Source organism: Protofrankia sp. CiP1_Cm_nod1 (genome assembly GCF_920888515.1).
Taxonomy (GTDB): Bacteria; Actinomycetota; Actinomycetes; order Frankiales; family Frankiaceae; genus Protofrankia.
The window spans coordinates 1-3,927 of the sequence record NZ_CAKKTM010000010.1; the positions used below are offsets into that span (position 1 = coordinate 1).

At 73.0% G+C, this 3,927-nt stretch carries 2 protein-coding genes and 1 pseudogene; 1 reads left to right on the top strand and 2 read right to left on the bottom strand.

Annotated elements, in window-relative coordinates; translation table 11 throughout:
* Nucleotides 1-1,957 (bottom strand): lipopolysaccharide biosynthesis protein (locus NBX02_RS00710; RefSeq protein WP_250289555.1); only part of this gene is annotated, 1,957 nt, incomplete at its 3' end.
* A gap of 39 nt (nt 1,958-1,996) precedes the next feature.
* Nucleotides 1,997-3,067, bottom strand: coding sequence for a glycosyltransferase (locus tag NBX02_RS00715; RefSeq protein ID WP_250283788.1), 1,071 nt, complete (start codon nt 3,065-3,067; stop codon nt 1,997-1,999).
* Nucleotides 3,068-3,541: 474 nt separating this feature from the next.
* On the opposite strand from NBX02_RS00715, the pseudogene NBX02_RS00720 reads away from it, so the two are divergent.
* Nucleotides 3,542-3,927 (top strand): annotated as a pseudogene (locus NBX02_RS00720) (hypothetical protein); the annotation flags it as partial.

A 3,927-nucleotide genomic window follows, 5' to 3' on the forward strand; every position in this document is an offset into this window, starting at 1 on the left:
CGGGGGCCGTGCTGGCGGGGGCCGTGCTGGCGGGGGCCGGATCCGGCGGGGCCGCGTCGTCGTCCCGGCCGCTCCGGCGGGAGCGCAGGCGCCCGACGACGCGGACGACCTGTGACCACTGGCATCCGACGAAGACCACGAACCCGGCCGCCGACGCGACCGGAAGCGCGAGCCAGACGGGAGCGACGGCCGACGCGACCAGCCAGGAGGCCGCGCCGGCCGCGGCGGCGGCCAGCACCTGCGGGCCGACCGCCCGCGCCAGCAGCCAGGGGGTGATCCGGAAGGGACGCAGCGCCAGCACGTATATCGGCAGCGTGACCCCGACGATGACCACCGCGTGGGCCGCGCCGGCACCGGCGATCCCGTTGCGCCCGACGCCGATGATCATGGCTGGGATGAGCGCCGCGATCCACAGCACCTGGATGACGAAGATCTCCCGGGTCCTGCCGAGCGCGACGAGGAAGTCCGACAGCAGCTCGACCATCGTGCGGGCGGCACCGAAGATCGCAAGACCCGCCAGCGCGCCGGCGGCCGCGTGCCACTTCGACCCGTAGACCACGGCGACGAGCGGGCCGGCCGCCCCGCCCATGATCAGACACACCGGTATCGTGATCGTGGCGACCATGGACGCCGCGGCGGCGAACCGGGCCGGGAGCTGCTCGCGGTCCTCGCTGACCCGCGCGAACGCCGGCATGGACACGGCCCGCACCACCGCGCTGAAGACGTTGATCGGCCAGCCGGACATGTTGAAGGCGAGCATGTACAGGCCCAGCTCGACGGCGCCGAGCTGCCGTCCGATCACGATGTAGTCGACGTTGAGCAGGGTGAACGCGACGACGTTGGCGCCGGTGAGCGGCAGCCCGAACGCGAGCAGCTGACGGGCCTGGGCCCGGCTGAACCCCGGCCGGACGCGTTCGGGGCTGAAGTGCCGCAGCAGCACGATCGAGACCACCTGGCCGGCGACCCGGGACCAGGCCAGCGCCATCGCCCCCCAGCCGGACACGGCGAGCAGGATCACGACGACCGCGGACACGACGGTGTTCGCGGAGTCGGCCATGAACTGTTTGTCCTGGGCGAAGTCCCGTTTGAGCAGGGCCGAGGGCACCGCGCCGAAGCCGGCGACCACGACGGTGATGGACAGCACCCGGACGGCTTCCGCGGCCTGGTCGGATCCCAGCGCCCGGGCGAACACGTCCGCCGTGGCCACCATGATCGCGCCGAGCGCGGCCGCGGTGCCGATGGAGATGGTCGCCACGGTCGGCGCGATCCGGCGGCACTCCTCGCGGCTGCCACGGACAAGCGCCGCGCTGACCCCGAGCTCGCTGACGTTGATGACGATCGACAGGACGGTCAGGGCGACGGCGAAGACGCCGAAGTCCGCCGGGGCCACCAGGCGGGCGACGAGGATGCCGACGCCGAACTGGCCGAACCGGGACAGCGCCACGTTGAGCGTGGTCCACATCGCGCCGCGGCGGACCATCTGGTCGAGGTTTTCCGTGTCGCCGGACGCGTCGCCGGCCGTGCCGCTGTTGTCGCTCGTGCCGTCCTTGCCAGCTACGCCGTCCTTGCCGGCCGCACCGTCCTTGCCGGCCGCACCGTCCTTGCCGGCTACGCCGTCTTTGCCGGCCGTGCTGCCGGCGCCGTCGGTACCGCCCGTGCCGCCCGTCGTGGGGCCGGTGCCGGTCGCGACACCGCCCGCCGGGGCACTGGGGAACGGGATTCTCCGCAGCCGCAGGGTGGTCTGATCGACCTCGGAGCCGGAGCCGGAGCCGGAGCCGGAGCCGGAGCCGGAGCCGGAGCCGCTGTCACCCGTCGGGGGGCTGCGGAACGGGATTCTCTGCAGCCGTACGGTGGTCCGCTCGACGGGCGGATCCCCGGTCGGGGGGGCGCCGTCCATCCAGATGAAGTCATCCGTCCCGGTGGTCGCGCGACCGGGACGGGTGGCGTCGGAGGTCATGACGCGTGGCTGTGGGCCGTGCCGGTGCGTGCCATGCGATCACACGCCGTTCCAGCGCCATCGCCGCCAGCGGATCTTGTCCTCGATCGTGCGGTAGGTGGTGAGCGCGGTGACGGCGGAGCGGTGCTCGCCGGCCCGCCGGGCCACCGGGATCGCCCGCCACGCGGCCAGCGCCGGAGCGTCCGGCCAGAGCTCCCGGGCGAAACGCAGGTAGGAGTCGACGAGGTCGCCGTCGTGCTCCGCCCGGCCCTCCGAGCAGATCCGGCGGACCTGGCCGAGCGCCTCGTTCGCCAGCGTGCGCCGGACCGTCGTGAGCAGGCCGTCGGCGTCCGGGATGCCCGCGGCGCGCCCGGTGAGGACGACCTGGAACGCGTCCCAGCGAGCTCGCAGGTCGGTGAGGTGCCCGGCATACACGGTGCGTTGCATACTGGCCGCGTGCACGCGGTAGTAGGCCTGGTCGGTGCCGTTCACCCGGCCGACGTCGGCCACCGAGGCCGCCCGCAGCCACATTTCCAGGTCACCCGAATGCGGGAGATCGGGCCGGTAGCCGCCGATCTCGCGCTGTACCGAGGTCCGCAGCACCACCTCGGGGTTGAAGATGCAGTTGATGCCCGCCCGGCAACGTAACCGGATCCATTCCGGCCCGTCCCAGATTGTCCAGTTCCGGACGCGGGTGCGCGGTGGTTTCGGTGGCCTGCCCTCGTAGAGATGGGTGGGGTGGCCGTAGGCCATGCCGACGGAGGGGTTCGCCTCCAGCAGGGCGGTGGCCCTGGCCAGCGAGCCGGGCAGCAGCAGGTCGTCCGCGGAGAGCAGGACCACGTAGTCGCCGGTCGCCTCGGCCAGGCCGTCATTGTAGGTGGCGATGTGACCGCGGTTGGCCGGATGCCGGATGACGCGGACCCGGCCGTCGGCGGCCGCCAGCGCCGCCGCGACGGTCGCGCTGGCATCGGTCGAGGCGTCGTCGACGATGATGACCTCCGGGTCGACACCCTCCTGCGTCAGCACCGTCTCGACGCACTCCGCGAGATAACGCGCGTAGTTGTAACACGGCACCACGACGGAGACCGTCGGGCGTCGGCTCAGCGTCCCGGCCGGAACACGCCTGCTCATCTACCGTTACCCCCCGTTGGTGCCGACGCGGCGCGCGCCCGGTCCTGCCCCGAAGACGTTGATGATCGTATTCTCGACGCCGAAGACCGTGATCAAATCATGCTCCCGGCTCGCGCCCCACCCTCTGCCGGCGGGATCCCCGCCGTGCCCGGGCTCCCGCCGGAACGGCTTCCGGGCCCTGGTCACGGAAAACAGCGACCGCGCTTCCCGATGATCGCACTGCTGGTGAGCCCCCCGGCGGCATGGGCATGACAACAAACCGGACATGCCTCGAACCCGGACGAACTTTAGCAGCTTCCGGCGACGGCCATGCCCTGCCGGATCCATGTTCTGTCGGGCCGGGCACGGATTGGCGTCCGCTCGGGCCCGTCGGGGCGATTCGCGGAATCAGCGGATTCGCCGGACCCTGGTGCGCGGCCGCCCGTGCGGGCAGGCCATCATCTACGGGGGGACGGGCACGGCAGGGGGGAAGCCATGAACGATTCGGCCGGGAACCGGCATACAACGCGTGACCAGATCACGCGCCGGGCGGGGCAGATCGCCCGGATCGTGCGCGAGGACGGCACCCGTGGGCTCGCCGGGCGTGTGCTGCGGGCGGCGTCCCGGCGGCTGGACGATCCGTCGGGCGCGTTGCCGGTCCGCGCGCGGGAGGTGTTACGGGCCGGCCCACTGACGCCGATGCCGGCCGGGGCGCCGGGGGCGCCATCGCCGGTGGGAGCGCCCGAGCTGGAAACGCCCGAGCTGGAAACGCCGGAGCTGGGAGCGCCGGGGGCGCCGACGCCGGTGGGAGCGCCGCACGCGGCGGTGCCGGTAGCGGCGGCGGAGGCGGCCGGCCCGTTTTCAGCGGGGCAGGCCGTGCC

Coding starts and splice junctions, on each gene's coding strand:
- NBX02_RS00715 (WP_250283788.1), bottom strand. CDS start 3,067: ATGAGCAGGCGTGTTCCGGCCGGGACGCTGAGCCGACGCCCGACGGTC.